The sequence below is a fragment of the Variovorax sp. UC122_21 genome (assembly GCF_044056785.1).
In the GTDB taxonomy this organism is placed as follows: domain Bacteria; phylum Pseudomonadota; class Gammaproteobacteria; order Burkholderiales; family Burkholderiaceae_C; genus Variovorax.
On record NZ_CP172004.1, the window covers coordinates 5,294,342 to 5,309,264 of the forward strand.

Annotated in this window: 8 protein-coding genes and 3 pseudogenes; 9 read left to right on the forward strand and 2 right to left on the reverse strand. The window is 69.7% G+C overall.

What is annotated here, in order from left to right; all coding sequences use genetic code 11:
* Nucleotides 1-11 precede the first annotated feature (11 nt).
* Both ACHMXE_RS37645 and ACHMXE_RS37650 read right to left on the reverse strand, forming a co-directional pair.
* Nucleotides 12-3,158, reverse strand: a pseudogene (locus ACHMXE_RS37645) (efflux RND transporter permease subunit).
* Nucleotides 3,159-3,214: 56 nt separating this feature from the next.
* Nucleotides 3,215-4,444, reverse strand: a complete 1,230-nt coding sequence (locus ACHMXE_RS37650; RefSeq protein WP_395348832.1) for an efflux RND transporter periplasmic adaptor subunit — start codon at nt 4,442-4,444, stop codon at nt 3,215-3,217.
* Nucleotides 4,445-4,628: 184 nt separating this feature from the next.
* Here ACHMXE_RS37650 and ACHMXE_RS37655 point away from each other — a divergent pair, with 184 nt between their 5' ends.
* The 9 genes and pseudogenes from ACHMXE_RS37655 to ACHMXE_RS37695 all read left to right on the forward strand — a co-directional run bounded on the left by ACHMXE_RS37655 (nt 4,629) and on the right by ACHMXE_RS37695 (nt 14,885).
* Entirely contained in the window at nt 4,629-5,087 is a 459-nt protein-coding gene (locus ACHMXE_RS37655) for a hypothetical protein (protein ID WP_395348833.1), read from the forward strand.
* Nucleotides 5,088-5,226: 139 nt separating this feature from the next.
* Nucleotides 5,227-6,585: a tRNA (N6-isopentenyl adenosine(37)-C2)-methylthiotransferase MiaB gene (gene miaB / locus ACHMXE_RS37660; protein WP_395348834.1), complete on the forward strand. Its 1,359-nt coding sequence runs from the start codon at nt 5,227-5,229 to the stop codon at nt 6,583-6,585.
* Nucleotides 6,585-8,009, forward strand: a complete 1,425-nt coding sequence (locus ACHMXE_RS37665) for a sensor histidine kinase KdpD (RefSeq protein ID WP_203204436.1) — start codon at nt 6,585-6,587, stop codon at nt 8,007-8,009. Before miaB ends, ACHMXE_RS37665 begins: the two co-directional genes overlap by 1 nt.
* A gap of 63 nt (nt 8,010-8,072) precedes the next feature.
* A complete protein-coding gene (locus ACHMXE_RS37670) occupies nt 8,073-8,738 on the forward strand; it encodes a hypothetical protein (protein WP_395348835.1) in 666 nt (221 codons plus the stop codon).
* Nucleotides 8,735-10,133, forward strand: a pseudogene (locus ACHMXE_RS37675) (sigma 54-interacting transcriptional regulator). The gene ACHMXE_RS37670 and the pseudogene ACHMXE_RS37675 overlap by 4 nt, the downstream one beginning before the upstream one ends.
* A gap of 180 nt (nt 10,134-10,313) precedes the next feature.
* Nucleotides 10,314-10,520, forward strand: a complete 207-nt coding sequence (locus ACHMXE_RS37680) for a hypothetical protein (protein ID WP_057591126.1) — start codon at nt 10,314-10,316, stop codon at nt 10,518-10,520.
* A gap of 5 nt (nt 10,521-10,525) precedes the next feature.
* Entirely contained in the window at nt 10,526-12,529 is a 2,004-nt protein-coding gene (mdoH, locus tag ACHMXE_RS37685; protein ID WP_203204434.1) for a glucans biosynthesis glucosyltransferase MdoH, read from the forward strand.
* A gap of 319 nt (nt 12,530-12,848) precedes the next feature.
* Nucleotides 12,849-13,748 (forward strand): RNA ligase family protein, encoded by a 900-nt coding sequence (locus ACHMXE_RS37690; RefSeq protein ID WP_395348837.1) that lies wholly within the window; start codon nt 12,849-12,851, stop codon nt 13,746-13,748.
* Nucleotides 13,745-14,885 (forward strand): annotated as a pseudogene (locus ACHMXE_RS37695) (AAA family ATPase). Before ACHMXE_RS37690 ends, ACHMXE_RS37695 begins: the two are co-directional and overlap by 4 nt.
* Nucleotides 14,886-14,923 lie beyond the last annotated feature (38 nt).

The following is a 14,923-nucleotide window of genomic DNA, read 5'->3' on the forward strand; positions in this document are numbered from 1 at the left end:
GCCGCGCTCGCTCAGGCGTGCGAGACCTCGGCCTGCGCCTCCTTCGGCAGGTCGACCATCGGCCCGCTGCCGCTGTAGCGGTCGAGCGCGAGGTAGATCGCGGGCGTGATGTAGAGCGTGATCACCTGCGAAGATCAGCCCACCCACCACCGCCACGCCCAGCGGCTGGCGCAGCTCGGCGCCGGCGCCCAGGCCCAGCGCGAGCGGCAGCGCGCCCATCAGCGCGGCCAGCGTGGTCATCAGGATCGGGCGGAAGCGCAGCCGGCAGGCCTCGCGGATCGCCTCCACCGGCTGCAGGCCCTCGGTGCGCTGCGCGTCGAGCGCGAAGTCGATCATCATGATCGCGTTCTTCTTCACGATGCCGATCAGAAGCAGGATGCCGATGGTCGCGATCAGCGTGAGGTCGAAGCCGAAGATCTTCAGCGAGATCAACGCACCCACCGCCGCCGAGGGCAGGCCCGCGAGGATGGTGATCGGATGGATGTAGCTCTCGTAGAGCACGCCCAGCAGCACGTAGATGACCAGCACCGCGAGCACCAGCAGCACGGCCTGGCTGGACTGCGAGCTCTGGAACACCGCGGCATCGCCCCCGTAGGTGGTGATGATCGACTGCGGCATCTGAGCTCTTCCTTGAAGCGGTCGATCTTGGCGGTGGCGTTGCCCAGCGGCACGTCGGGCCCGAGATTGAACGACACCGTCACCGCCTGCAGCTGGCCCTGGTGGTTGACCGAGGTCGGGCCCACGGTGCGCTCGATGCTCGAAAAGGCCGACAGCGGCACCAGCCGGCCGGTGGTGCTGCGCACCGACAGGCGCGAGACATCGTCCTCGAACTGCCGGTCGTTGTCGGCCGCCGAGAGGATCACCTGGTAGGTGTTGCTGGCCGCGTAGATGCTGCCGATCTGGCGGTCGCCGTAGGCGTTGTAGAGCGCGGTGCGCAGGTCGCCCACGGCCACGCCGAGCACGCCGGCCTTGTCGCGGTCGATCTTCAGCGTGGCCTGCAGGCCGCGGTTCTGCGAGTCGCTGGTGACGTCGCGGGAGTCGGGGTCGGCGCGCATGCGTTCCATGAGCCGCGTGGCCCAGGGCACCATCTCGCCGGCGTTCACGCTCTGCAGCGTGTACTGGAAGCGCGCCTTGCTCTGGCGCCCGCCCAGGCGCAGGTTCTGCACCGGCTGCATGTAGACGGCGATGCCGGGAATCTCGCGAAAGCGCTGGCGCAGCGACTCGAGCACCTTGGGCATCTTCGGCCGCTCGCCGCGCGCCTTGAGCACCGCGAACAGCCGGCCCGAGTTCTGCGTGGCCGTGGGGCCGCCCACGCCGACGAAGGAGCTCACGTAGTCGACGCTGGGATCGGCCATCAGCGCGTCGGACACGCGGTCCTGCAGCGCCTTCATGGCGGTGAAGGAGATGTCCTCGGCGGCCTCGGTCGTGATCTGGATCTGGCCGATGTCCTCCTCGGGGAAGAAGCCCTTGGGGATCGTGATGAACAGCCAGGCCGTGACAACGAAGGTGGCGCCGGCCATCAGCAGCATCAGCCCGCGGTGCGCCAGGGTCCAGTCGAGCGTGCGCATGTAGCTGCCGTGCACCCAGCGGTAGCCGCGCTCGAAGGCGCGGCCGATCGCGGTGCCGGGCTCGGGGTGCTCCTCCTCATGGTCGTGGCGCGCGCCGCCCTCGGGCCGCGGCACCTGCTTGAGCAGCCGGCTCGCGAGCATCGGCACCAGGGTCAGCGAGACGATCGCCGACACCAGCACCGCCAGCGCCACCACGACCGCGAACTCGTGGAACAAGAGGCCGATCACGCCCGGCATGAAGAAGATCGGGATGAACACCGCCACCAGCGAGATCGAGATCGAGACGATGGTGAAGCCCACCTCGCGCGCGCCGCGCAGCGAGGCCGCCAGCGGGTCCATGCCCTTCTCGACGTAGCGCATGATGTTCTCGAGCACCACGATCGCGTCGTCCACCACCAGGCCCACGGCCAGCGTGATGCCCAGCAGCGAGACGTTGTCGAGGCTGTAGCCGAAGGCATAGAGCAGCGCCACCGCGCCGATCAGCGAGATCGGGATGGTGGCCGCCGGGATCAGCGTGGCGACCAGCCGGTGCAGGAACAGGAAGATCACCAGCACCACCAGCGCGATGGTGCCCAGCAGCGTGAGCTGCACGTCGTGCACCGCCTCGCGGATCGACAGCGAGCGGTCGTTGACCATCTGGATCTCGACCGACTGCGGCAGCTCGGCCTTGAAGCGCGGGATCAGCGCGCGCACCGCGTCGACCACCTGCACCGTGTTGGCATTGGGCTGGCGCTGCACGGCCAGCGAGATCGAGCTCTGGCCGTTGAAGCTGCTGGCGGTCTTGACCGACTCGAAGCTGTCCTCGATGGTCGCGACCTCGTCGAGCCGCACCGGCGCGCCGTTGCGCTGGCCGACGATCAGCTTGGCGAAGTCGGCCGCGCGCGTGAGCTGCTGGTTGGCCTGGATGGTGAGCGTCTGACGCGGGCCGTCGAGCACGCCGACCGGCGTGTTGGCGTTGGCCGAGTTGACCGCGCGCGCGAGCTCGTCGAGCGTGATGTTGCGCGCGTTGAGCAGGTCGGCATTGGCCTTGATGCGCACCGCGAAGGCCTTGCGGCCGTACACGCCCACCTGCGCCACGCCGTCGATGGTCGAGAGCGTGGGCGAGATCAGGTTCTCGGCGTAGTCGTTGAGCTCCGAGGGGTTCATCGACGGCGAGATCAGCGCGATGAACAGCACCGGCGCATCGGCCGGGTTGACCTTGCGGTACGAGGGCAGCTGCGTGAGCTCCTGCGGCAGCTGGCGCTGCGCGCGCAGCAACGCGGCCTGCACGTCGACCGCGGCGGCGTCGATGTCGCGGCTGCTGACGAACTCGAGCGTGAGCGAGGTCACGCCCTGGGTGTTGACCGAGCTGATGGTCTGCAGGCCCGGGATGGTCGAGAACTGCTTCTCGAGCGGCAGCGCGACCGAACTCGCCATGGTGTCGGGACTGGCGCCCGGCAGCTGCGCATTGACGTTGATGACGGGCGTGTTGTAGCTGGGCAGCGCCGCGACCGGGATGCTGAAGTAGGCGAAGATGCCCACCACCACGACGGCCGCGGACAGCAGCACCGTCATCGCGGGACGGCGGATGCACAGCTCGGAGATGTTCATGGCCTAGACCTTCGCGCTGCGCGCTTCGGTATTCGCCTTGGGAGCGGCCCGGCGGCTCATGCGCGTTCCCGCTGCGTCGAGCGGATGTCGACGCCCTCGGACGACGCCGCGCTGCCGGGCGTCACGCCCGTGGTGCCGCCGGGCGCGGCCGGGGTCGCGGGCGTGTCGCCGCGCGGCTTGTCGTCGATGCGCACCTTGCCGTTGGGCCGCACGTTCTGGCTGCCCTCGATCACGACCTGCTCGCCGGGCTCCACGCCGCTGACCGCGACCCTGGTGCCGAAGGTGTGCAGCGTCTTCACCTTGCGGCGGCTCGCGTTGCGTTCCTTGTCGACCACGTAGAGCGAGGTGCCCTCGGGCAGCATCATCAGCGCCGCCGCCGGCACCACCGTGACGCCCTCGAGCGTGCGCACCGTGATGCGGGTGCCGACGAACTGGCCGGGCCACAGCCTCTGGTCGGCGTTGTCGAACACGGCCTTGGCGCGCACGGTGCCGATCTGCGGATCGACCGTGTTGTCGACGAAGTTGAGCGTGCCCTGCAGCGTGTCCTTGCGACCCGTGACCACGGCCTCGACGCGCGAGCGGGTGCGCGCGGCGGCCAGCAGGTCCTGCAGGTTGGCCTCGGGCACGGGGAAGCTCACGGCGATCGGGTCGAGCTGCGTGACCGTGACCAGCGACAGCGTGGGCTGCACCAGCGTGCCCGGGTAGATGTTGACGGCGCCGATGCGGCCCGCGATCGGCGCGCGCAGCTTGGTGTAGCTCAGCGCCACCTGGGCCGACTGCACCGCGGCGCGGTCGGCCGCGACCGCCGCGCGCTGCGCCTCGAGCTGCGACAGCGTGGCGTCGGTCGCGCTCTTGGAGATGAAGTTCTGCGCCAGCAATTCCTGGCTGCGCTTGTACTGGCGCTCGAGGTCGGCCAGCGTGGCCTCGTCGCGCTTCTGCTGGGCCTGGGCGCGCGCCAGGTTGGCCTGGTCGTTGCGGTCGTCGAGCGTGAAGAGCAGCTGCCCCTGCTTCACGAACTGGCCTTCCTTCACGTGCACCACGTCGACCGTGTTGGTCACCTGCGGTCGCAGGTCCACGCTGTTGAGCGAGACCACGCTGCCGTTGACCTGCACCGTGACCGGCACGTCCTGGCGCACGGCGGTGGCGAGCGTGACCAGCGCGGTGGGCGCGGCGGCCGGCCCCTTGGCGCTCTTCGCCGCGGCGCGCTCGCCCGAGCCGCTCCACCACCATCCCGCGGCGGCGACGATCGACACGCCCACGAGGGCGATGACTGCGTTCTTCTTCATGGGTTTTTGTGCACTTTGGGCTGACAGCGGCAATTGGATCGCGGGGGGTTCCGAGTGTCCATCCGCGCCGTAAAGAAAAGTAAAGGCCGGGGCGCCGCGCCCGGTAAAAACGGTCGGGATAAGCACCGATGGACAGGCACCCCGCTCGCTAGAATCCCCGCTCCACAGCCTCTGGATGAACCCCATGAACCGCTGCAAGACACCCACGAACGCTCTTCATTTCATAGCAGCCTGCGCAACGCTGGCAGCCACTTCCAGCGTCTTCCCGCTCGAGGCGAGCGCGCAGGACGCGGTGCCTCGGCCGCAGACCCAGAACGAATCGGCGGTCGGCGGGCGCAATTTCCCGGTCGGCACCCTGCGCGGCAAGTTCCGCGTGATCGACGGCAACGACGTGATGCTCGACGGCCGCCCCGACCGGCTCGCGCCCGGCGCGCGCATCCGCAGCGGCCAGAACATGCTGGTGATGAGCGGCGCGATCACGGGCCAGAACCTGCTGGTCAACTACACGCGCGATGCCGCGGGCATGCTGCGCGAGGTCTGGATCCTCACGCCCGACGAAGCCACCGCCAGCCGCGAATCGCTGAACAAGCCCTTCCTCAACATCTGGCCCTTCGTGCAGAACGACACGGTCAACACGCAGTAGGCCGCTCGGCATCTCGCCAGCGGCCGTCGGCCGCACCGGCATCCCTTTCGCGGACACGCCCGCCGCTTTCGCCACGAAAGCCTCGTGTCCGCCCGGCCCTCCGCAAGACGAGGGCCTCTTACATATAGAAGAGCTCCCCATGACCGCCAAGAAAGTCTTCATCAAAACCTTCGGCTGCCAGATGAACGAGTACGACTCGGACAAGATGGCCGACGTGCTCCATGCCGCGCAGGGCTACGAGCCGACGCAGAACGTCGACGAGGCCGACCTGATCCTGTTCAACACCTGCTCGGTGCGCGAGAAGGCGCAGGAAAAAGTGTTCTCCGACCTGGGCCGCGTCAAGCACCTGAAGGCGCGCGGCGTGAAGATCGGCGTCGGCGGCTGCGTGGCCAGCCAGGAGGGCAACGCCATCATCGCGCGCGCGCCCTACGTCGACATCGTGTTCGGCCCGCAGACCCTGCACCGGCTGCCCGAGATGCTGGCCGAGCGCGAGCGGCTCGACCGCCCGCAGGTCGACATCAGCTTTCCCGAGATCGAGAAGTTCGACCACCTGCCGCCCGCGCGCGTGGAAGGCGCCACCGCCTTCGTGTCGATCATGGAAGGCTGCTCCAAGTACTGCAGCTACTGCGTGGTGCCCTACACGCGCGGCGAGGAGGTGAACCGGCCGCTCGACGACGTGCTGGTCGAGATCGCCGGCCTGGCCGACCAGGGCGTGCGCGAGGTCACGCTGCTGGGCCAGAACGTCAATGCCTACCGCGGCCGCATGGGCGACACGGCCGAGATCGCCGACTTCGCGCTGCTGATCGAGTACGTGGCCGAGATCCCCGGCATCGAGCGCATCCGCTACACCACCAGCCACCCGAACGAGTTCACGCCGCGGCTGATCGAGGCCTATGCCAGGGTGCCGCAGCTCGTGAGCCACCTGCACCTGCCGGTGCAGCACGGCAGCGACCGCATCCTGATGGCGATGAAGCGCGGCTACACCGCCATGGAATACAAGAGCACGGTGCGCAAGCTGCGCGCGATCCGGCCCGAGCTCGCGCTGTCGAGCGACTTCATCGTCGGCTTCCCCGGCGAGACCGAGGCCGACTTCGACAAGATGATGAAGCTGATCGACGAATGCCAGTTCGATGCCAGCTTCAGCTTCATCTTCAGCCCGCGCCCCGGCACGCCGGCCGCCGCGCTGCACGACGACACGCCGCACGAGGTCAAGCTGGCGCGGCTGCAGAAGCTGCAGGCCGTGATCGACGGCAACGTGAAGCGCTTCGGCGAGGCGCTGGTGGGCAGCACCCAGCGCGTGCTGGTGGAAGGCGCCTCGCGCCGCGACGCGAGCGAACTCATGGGCCGCACGGCCTGCAACCGGGTCGTCAACTTCGAGGGCGACGCGCGGCTCGTGGGCCACATGACCGACATCCGCATCACGCGCTCGCTGGCCTACACGCTGCGCGGCGAAGTGCCCACGCGCGAGAGCGCGCCCGCCGCCGGGGCGCTCGCCTGATGGCGAAGCGATCGATACGGGGCTCGTTCCAGCAGCTCCTGCTGTTCGCCTTCCTGCTGATCACCGCGCTGCTGGTGGGCGTGGCGCTGCGCTCGGTGCTGCAGTACGACACATTGATGACGCAAAGCCGCGACGCCGCGGCGCGCGCGCTGCGGCTGTCGGGCGCGGCCCAGTCGCTGGCCGAGCGCAGCGCGGCGATGGAGCGCGCCGGGCGCCAGTCGCTGGTGCTCAACGACTCGGTGCTGCGGCGCCGCTTCGACGACGCCGCGCGCGAGGCCCATGGCGTGCTCGAGCGGCTCGAGAAGAACGGCCTGGCGCCCGCCAGCACCGAGGCCTGGCGCACCCAGCTCGGCGTGATCGAGGGCCTGATGAGCGGCAACGCCGACAGCGCGCTGCAGCGCGAAAGCACGATGGCGATGCAGTTCCGCGAGCTCGACGCGCTCAACACCAACATCGCGCAGCAGGCCCAGTTCCTGATCGAGATGCAGAACGACGCGCTGTCCAAGCGCATCGAGAACGCGCGCCGCCGGCTGATGCGCGAGGTGGTCGCGGCCAGCGTGCTCGCGGTGTCGCTGGCGCTGGCCTTCGGCATCTGGCTGGCGCGGCCCTTCAAGCGGCTCGAGCACGCCATCGTCGGCCTGGGCCAGAACCGGCTCGACGAGCCGATCGACATCCGCGGCCCGGCCGACGTGCGGCGCGTGTCGCAGCAGCTCGAATGGCTGCGGCTTAGGCTGACCGAGCTCGACGCCGACAAGGCGCGCTTCCTGCGCCATGTCTCGCACGAGCTCAAGACGCCGCTGGCGGCGCTGCGCGAGGGCGTGTCGCTGCTGGAGGACGGCGTGACCGGCGCGCTGAACCCGGCGCAGCTCGAGGTGGCGCAGATCCTGAACCAGAACACGGTGGCGCTGCAGGGCCAGATCGAGGCGCTGCTGCGCTTCAACGCGGCCGCCTTCGAGGCGCGCGAGCTGCGCCGCGAGCGCACCGACCTGCTGCCGCTGATCGAGGAGCAGATCGAGGCGCAGCGGCTGCAGTGGCAGGCCCACGGCCTGACGGTGCGCGCCGAGGGCGAACGCATCGCGCTCACGGTCGACCGCACCAAGCTCGGCACCGCGATCGCCAACCTGCTGTCGAACGCGATCCGCTTCTCGGCGCGCGGCGGCACCATCACGCTCGTGGTCTCGGGCACGCCCGAGGCGGTGCGCATCGACGTCAACGACGCCGGCCCGGGCATCGCCGAGGGCGACCGCGACCGCATCTTCGAGCCCTTCTACCGCGGCGAACGCCAACCGGAGCATGCGGTCAAGGGCACGGGCATCGGACTTTCCATCGTGCAGGAGTACATTGCAGCCCATGGGGGCCGCATCGCCCTGCTGCCCGAGGGGCCCGGCGCGCGTTTCCGCATCGAGCTGCCGCGCACGGGCTGAGCTTCCCGGCGCCCCCACATCCCCGTAGCCATCGCCAACGCCCCGCGTCGTCCTTCCTCGTCCATGTCTTTTCCGTCCGTACGCCCCTCCACCGCCACCCGCGCACTGGCTGCGCTGGCCGCGCCGTGGCTCCTGCTGCTGGCCGCCTGCAGCGCACCGCCCAAGCCGCCCGCGGAAGCCGAGGCGCTGCCGCCGCCGGTGGTGCTGCCGCGCGTGATGCCGGTCGAGGCCGAGCCGAAGGCGCCGGCCACCCAGCCGGCCTCGCTGTTCACCTTGATGACCCAGGGCCCGGTGGCCGCCGTGCTGGCCTACGCCGACAAGATGCGCCCGCTCAGCGGTGCCGAACTGAGCGCCGAGATCCAGCGCCTGGGCGACCCCGGCGACGCGCCCACGGCGCAGATGCACCTCGCGATCCTGCTGTCGCAGACCCGCGTGCCGGCCGACCTGGCGCGCGCGCTGGGCCTGCTGCAGCGCGTGATCGCCGATCCCTCGCCCGAGGCCCAGCCGCTGCAGCCGCTGGCGCGCGCGCTGGCCGCGCGCTACATCGAGCAGCGCCGCGTCGAGGACGACCGCGACAAGCAGGTGCAGCAGCTGCGCGACAGCCAGCGCCGCATCGACCAGCTCAACGACCGCATCGAAGCCCTGCGCGCCATCGAGCGCAGCTTTGCGCGGCCCAACACGCCCGCGGCTCCGGCCTCGGCACCCAACGGAAGCAGGTCCACGCCATGAGTACTTCGGGCGCCCGCCTGCTGGTCGTCGACGACGATCCGGACATGCTGCGGCTGCTGTCGATGCGGCTGAGCTCGGCGGGCTACCAGGTCACGGCCGTGACCTCGGCCGAGACGGCGCTCACGCAGCTCGAGATCGAGCATCCGCAACTGGTGCTCAGCGACGTGCGCCTGCCGGGCCGCGACGGCCTGGCGCTGTTCGACGAGATCCGCAAGCGCCATCCCTCGCTGCCGGTGATCCTGCTGACCGCGCACGGCACCATCCCCGACGCGGTGGAAGCCACCGCGCGCGGCGTCTTCACCTACCTGACCAAGCCCTACGACGGGCGCGAACTGCTCGACAAGATCGCCCAGGCGCTCGCGCTGGGCGCGCCGGCCACGGTGCCGAGCAAGACCGGCGACGACAGCTGGCGCGTCGACATCGTGAGCCGCAGCAACCGCATGGCCGAGCTGCTGGCCGAGGCGCGCATGGTCGCCAAGTCCGACGCCTCGGTGCTGCTGCGCGGCGACTCGGGCGCCGGCAAGGAGATGCTGGCACGCGCCATCCACAAGGCCAGCGCGCGCGCCGACAAGCCCTTCGTGGCGGTCAACTGCGGCGCCATTCCCGAGGCGCTGCTCAGTCCGAGCTGTTCGGCCACATGAAGGGCGCCTTCACCGACGCCCATGCCAACCACAAGGGCCTGTTCCAGCAGGCCGACGGCGGCACCCTGCTGCTCGACGAGATCGGCGACATGCCGCCCGCGCTGCAGGTCAAGCTGCTGCGCGTGCTGCAGGAGCGCGCTGTGCGTCCGCTGGGCGCCAGCCAGTCGATCGAGGTCGACGTGCGCATCATCTCGGCCACCCACCGCGACCTCGACGCCGCGATGGAGGCCGGCCAGTTCCGCGAGGACCTCTATTACCGGCTCAACGTGGTGACGCTCACGCTGCCGCCGCTGTCGGCGCGCCGCGAGGACATCCCGCTCCTGGCCAACCACTTCCTGCAGAAGCTCTCGACCAAGTACGGCAAGCGGCTGTCGGGCTTCGCGCCCGAGGCCCTGAAGGCGCTGACCACCGCGGCCTGGCCCGGCAACGTGCGCCAGCTCTACAACGTGGTCGAGCAGGTCTGCGCGCTGTCGAGCTCGCCGCTGATACCGCTGGCGCTGGTGCAGCGGGCGCTGCGCGTGCCGAGCGTGGAGGTCCAACCTATGCCGAGGCCAAGCAGCGCTTCGAGCGCGAATACCTGGTCGGCCTGCTGAAACTGACCGACGGCAACGTTGCCGACGCGGCCCGCCTGGCCGACCGCAACCGCACCGAGTTCTACCGCCTGCTGCAGAAGCACGAGCTCACGCCGGGCCACTTCAAGGCCGACGCTGTCGCTCCGGGTGGCGAGGGTGTCGCTGACGAGCGACGCCCCTAAGTCGTTGATTCATATGGGTGTTTTTCGGCAGGCCGGTGAGCTTGTCGGGATCGGCGACAAAAACGGGGGTTTTGAGGCCCTTTTCGCCCTCCGGCCCCCTGAAATTCCGGCCGATGCGGCCCAAGTGCTTGATTCCAAAGCACTTTTCCATGCTGGCACAGGGTTTGCCCCTGTAGTGGCATGACAGCATTCAACAGCCCATCTTTCGCACTGCGTCCGCAGCGCGACGGCCTGCGTCAAAAGCAGTTTTCCGCCTCGCGGCCCCGTGCCGCGGGCCATTCGCCAGCCGCGCTCGCCAGCGCCGGCGGCGTCGCGACGGATTGCGTCTTCAAGCGCTTTCCGGCCATTGGCGACACCTCCTCCTCCCTCGACAAGCAACGTTGGTAAACACCATGAAGCCGAACGACTTCTCCCAACTCAATGTCCTGGCCGATGCCGACTTCTCGCGCCGCAGCCCGGTGCGTGAGGAACGCCATCCCAACGCCGTCACCGCGCCTCCGGTCAACCGCGGCTCGATGACGCCCCGCCCCTGGCGCGGCTTCTGGAACAGCCTCGGCACCGCCCTGCTGGTCCGCCTGGGTGCCGGCGGCAAGCGCGAAAGCGCCCCGGCCGAAGCCAGGCAGCCGTGGCAGCGCGCCGCCTCGCAGCGCCGCCTGGCCTTCATGCTGCTGACCGTGCTGAGCACCGTGGTCGCTTCCACGCTGTTCGCGGGCGTGCAGCCCGACTACGACAACGTCTGGCTCGAATACGGCCAGATCGGCCTCTACGGCCTGCTCTCGGGCTGGGTCGTGACCGGTTTCGTGACCGCCCTCATGGGCTTCTACGTCTCGGTGCGCGGCGACAAGCACGCGCTCTCGGTCAAGCAGGTGGCCAACCACCCGATGAACCCCGAGGCCCGCACCGCGATCATCATGCCGATCTGCAACGAGGACGTGGCCACCGTGTTCGCCGGCCTGCGCGCCACCTGCGAATCGGTCGCGGCCACCGGCCACGCCAAGCAGTTCGACGTGTTCGTGCTGTCCGACAGCTACAACCCCGAGACTGCCGCCGCCGAGCGCGCCGCCTGGGAAGACCTGCGCGCCGCGCTGGCCGACAGCCCGAACCAGCCGCAGGTCGAGGTCTACTACCGCCTGCGCACCCGCCGCACGCACCGCAAGGCCGGCAACGTGGCCGACTTCTGCCGCCGCTGGGGCAAGGACTACCGCTACATGGTCGTGCTCGACGCCGACTCCGTGATGAGCGGCGACTGCCTGACCTCGATGGTCAAGCTGATGGAAGCCAACCCGAGCGCCGGCATCATCCAGACCGCCACCCAGGCCATCGGCCACGTGACGCTGCATGCCCGCGCCCAACAATTCGCTTCCCGCGTGACGGGCCGCCTGTTCACGCTGGGCATGCAGTTCTGGCAACTGGGCGAATCGCACTACTGGGGCCACAACGCGATCATCCGCGTCGAACCCTTCATGAAGCACTGCGCGCTGGCCCCGATCAAGGGCACCGGCGGCATGTCGGGCGGCATCATGTCGCACGACTTCGTCGAAGCCGCGCTGATGCGCCGTGCCGGCTACAACGTGTGGCTGGTGTCCGACCTGGTCGGCAGCTACGAACAGCAACCGCCGGACCTGCTGGCCGAGCTGCAGCGCGACCGCCGCTGGTGCCAGGGCAACCTGCAGAACGCCCGCCTGATGGCCGAGCCCGGCATCCACTCGGTGCACCGCGCGATGTTCGTGACCGGCACCATGGCCTACGTTTCCGCGCCGCTGTGGCTGGCGTTCCTGACGCTGGGCACCGCGCTGTGGCTCAGCGGTTCGAGCCTGATCTCGAGCTGGAGCGTGCTGCCGGCCGAACTCGCCGGCCTCTGGATCTGGACCCTGTGCCTGCTGTTCCTGCCCCGCGTGCTCGGCATCGTTGCCGTGCTGATGCGCGGCGAGCAACGCCAGTTCGGCGGCCTGTGGGGCCTGGTCAAGAGCTCGGTGATGGAAAGCGGCCTCGCGATCGTGCAAGCCCCTGTCCGCATGCTGGCCCACTCGCTGTTCGTGCTGGTCGCCCTCACCGGCATCAAGCTCGACTGGAAGTCGCCCCCGCGTGAAGCCGCCGCCGTGCCGTGGAAGGTCGCTGCCTCGCAGCTGGCCCCCATGACGCTGGTGATCGCACTGCTGGCCGTCGGCGTCGCGATGATCGACCCGAGCGCCCTGATGTGGCTCATGCCGGTCGGCCTGCCGCTGCTGCTGGCGATCCCGCTGACCGTGCTGACCAGCCAGATCGCGCTGGGCACCACGCTGCGCGACCGTGGCTTCCTGCTGATCCCCGAGGAATCGCGTTCGCCGGCCGTGCTGCGCCGCGCCTGGATGCATGCGCTGCGCCTCTCGCGCCCCGCGGCGCTGGCCACTGCCTGACGCGCGCGCGCCACACGCCTCGCACGAAGCCGGCCCCGAGGGGCCGGCTTTTTTCATGGCGCGCCTAGAATCGCGCCTTCGTTTTTTCAACCCACGGATCCTCTCGATCCCCTGGAGCGCCAAGTGCCCCGATTCGCCGTCACCCCCCTCTGACGCCGACAACACCACTTCACTGGTCATGTCGGGCGCCAAGCTGCGCATCCGCTGACCGGACACGGCCCTTCGCTGGAAACAGCGGCCGTCGAAGTCGCTCCCGATCCCTCTCAGCTTCGCTCCCGCACGTTGTCGGTTCTTCCTGGTTTCCATCCGGAGAACAAACGTGTTTCCCCTTTCTTCTTCCCTCTCGTCGCTGCCGCTGCTGAAGTACCCGCGGACCGCGCACCTCGAAGGCTCGCGGCTGCAGCCCGGCGACAGCGACGACGGCCAGACGCCGTTGGCAGCGCTGCACGGACTGCACGTGGTCATCGAGGAAAAGCTCGATGGCGCGAACGCCGCCGTGTCGTTCGGCGCGGCCGGCGAGCTGCTGCTGCAGTCGCGCGGCCACTACCTCGCGGGCGGTGCCGGCGAGCGCCAGTTCAACCTGTTCAAGCACTGGGCCGCCACGCACGAGGCGGCGCTGCTCGAACGGCTCGAGGACCGCTACGTGATGTACGGCGAATGGTGCTTCGCCAAGCACAGCTGCTGGTACGACCGGCTGCCGGCCTTCTTCCTGGAGTTCGACCTCTACGACCGCCAGGCGCAGCGTTTTCTCTCGACGCCGGCGCGGCAGGCGCTGCTCGCGAGCGGCCCCGTGCTGTCGGTGCCCGTGCTCTACGAGGGCGCGATGCCGCGCCAGCCGAAGGCCCTGCGTTCGCTCGTGCGGCCCTCGCTCGCGCGCAGCACCGACTGGCGCTCGGCCTTCGAACGGGCCGTGGCCGACGAGGGCCAGCCGCTCGCGCTGGCGCGGCAGCAGACCGACCTCTCGGACCTGGCCGAGGGCCTGTACCTCAAGACCGAATCGAACGGCCAGGTGACGGGCCGCTACAAGTGGGTGCGCCCGGACTTCGTCCAGACCATCCTCGACTCGGGCTCGCACCACAGCCGCCGGCCGCTGCTGCCGAACCGGCTGGCACCGGGCGCGGACCTGCATGCGCCGGTGCCGCCGCTCAGCTGGCACGACCTGGGACTGCGCACGCTGCGCGACCCCGCCGAACTCACGACCACCGGGAGGCCGCGATGACTTTCGACGAACTTCGCACGCTGGTGCCCGCGCCCCGGAGCTGGCGCCGACTGGGCGCGCTGCTGCGAACTGCTGCCGGACCTGCTGCGCCTCGAGGAGACGCCGCAGGACCCGTACTACCACGCCGAGGGCAACGTCGGCCTCCACACGCGCATGGTGCTCGATGCGCTGGCGCAGGACGCGCACTACCGACGCGCCGATGCCGACGGCCGCTTCGTGCTGTTCATGGCCTGCCTGCTGCACGACATCGCCAAGCCCGACACCACGGTGATCGACGAGGCCAGCGGCCGCATCGGCCAGCCCGGCCACTCGCGCCGCGGCGCGGTCGACGTGCGCGTGCTGATGTGGAAGGCGCGCGTGCCCTTCGCGCTGCGCGAGGCCGTGTGCCGGATCGTCGCGGTGCACCAGTTGCCGTTCCATGCCTTCGCCTCGCGCAAGGGCGAGCGGCCCGAGCGGCTGGTGCATCGGCTGTCGTGGGAGCTGAGCCTGCCCGACCTGTGCTGCGTCGCGCGCTGCGACATGCTGGGACGGCACTACGAGAAGCGCTCCGACAGCCTGGCCGACATCGCGCTGTTCGAGCAGCTCGCGCAGGAGGAAGGCTGCTGGGACGGCCCGCGACGGATGGTCGACGCCCACACGCGCCTGGCCTACTTCCGCGGCGCCGACACCAGCCCCGACTACCCGCTGTTCCAGAACCCGGGCTCGCGCGTGACGGTGATGTGCGGCCTGCCCGCGAGCGGCAAGAACCACTGGGTGGCGCAGCAGCGCAAGGGTTGGCCGGTGGTGTCCTTCGACGATGCGCGCGCCGAGCTGGGCCTGAAGCACGGCGAGAACGACGGGCTCGCCGCGCACCATGCGGTCGACCAGGCGAAGGCGCTGCTGCGCAGGCAGGAACACTTCGTCTGGAATGCCACCCACCTGAGCCAGCAGATGCGCACCAAGACGCTGGACCTGCTGTGGGCCTACCACGCCCGGATCGAGCTGGTGTACCTCGAGGTGCCGCATGCCGAGCTGATGCGCCGCAACCGCGAGCGCGACACGACGCTGTCGAACGCGGGCATCGAGCGCATGCTGCACCGCTGGGAGCTGCCGACGCCGATCGAGGCGCACGCGACGGTCTACGAGGTGCAGACCTGAAAACGACGAAGCCCGCTGGGCCATCCCCGGCGGGCTTC

What these genes read in the sequence shown, in the direction of transcription:
- ACHMXE_RS37650 (WP_395348832.1), bottom strand. Translation starts at nt 4,444, where the DNA reads ATGAAGAAGAACGCAGTCATCGCCCTCGTGGGCGTGTCGATCGTCGCC.
- ACHMXE_RS37655 (WP_395348833.1), top strand. Translation starts at nt 4,629, where the DNA reads ATGAACCGCTGCAAGACACCCACGAACGCTCTTCATTTCATAGCAGCC.
- miaB (WP_395348834.1), top strand. Translation starts at nt 5,227, where the DNA reads ATGACCGCCAAGAAAGTCTTCATCAAAACCTTCGGCTGCCAGATGAAC.
- ACHMXE_RS37665 (WP_203204436.1), top strand. Translation starts at nt 6,585, where the DNA reads ATGGCGAAGCGATCGATACGGGGCTCGTTCCAGCAGCTCCTGCTGTTC.
- ACHMXE_RS37670 (WP_395348835.1), top strand. Translation starts at nt 8,073, where the DNA reads ATGTCTTTTCCGTCCGTACGCCCCTCCACCGCCACCCGCGCACTGGCT.
- ACHMXE_RS37680 (WP_057591126.1), top strand. Translation starts at nt 10,314, where the DNA reads ATGACAGCATTCAACAGCCCATCTTTCGCACTGCGTCCGCAGCGCGAC.
- mdoH (WP_203204434.1), top strand. Translation starts at nt 10,526, where the DNA reads ATGAAGCCGAACGACTTCTCCCAACTCAATGTCCTGGCCGATGCCGAC.